This window comes from Rhizobium sp. 01T444 (genome assembly GCF_056398305.1).
On record NZ_JBFTPD010000394.1, the window covers coordinates 1 to 529 of the forward strand.

A 529-nucleotide genomic window follows, 5' to 3' on the forward strand; every position below is an offset into this window, starting at 1 on the left:
TCGCCGACAGGCACCCAGATGCCCTTGTCCCAGATCACGACCTTGCCGGCCCCGTACTGCTTCGGTGGAATCGTGCCCTCAAAGGCGTTGTAGYTGATSGGGTGGYCCTCGWCGTGCACCGCCATGCGCTTGTCGGCGGTGTCGTAGCTCGGGCCCTTTGGCGCGGCCCAGCTGAGCATCACGCCGTCGAGCTCGAGCCGGAAGTCGTAGTGCAGCGCTCGCCCAGTGCTTCTGGACGACGAACAGGCCTGCCGGCGCGGATTCGCCGCCCTCGGCCGGCTCGGGCGTGACGGCGAAGTTGCGCTTCGCCTTGTGCTTTGCCAGCGGGGGTGCCGTTGCCATTCCGCAAATGTAGGGGACGCAGCCGATGAACGGGTGGCGGCGATCGGAAGGAACGCCGGAAATTCAATCAGCAATGGAACCGGAAATGACAGGATCTGTCCGTCGACCTAACCCATTGATTTATAAGCGTTATTTACGTATTCTTGAGGAAACGAAACCGGAATTCATGTCGGAAAAACCCGAGGTA

Annotated in this window: 1 protein-coding gene; it reads right to left on the minus strand. The window is 61.1% G+C overall.

The window, feature by feature from the left end; translation table 11 throughout:
* Positions 1 to 179, minus strand: a 179-nt coding sequence (locus AC1DTN_RS39115; RefSeq protein ID WP_477925622.1) for a DNA polymerase ligase N-terminal domain-containing protein, incomplete at its 3' end; no start/stop codon positions are given.
* Positions 180 to 529 lie beyond the last annotated feature (350 nt).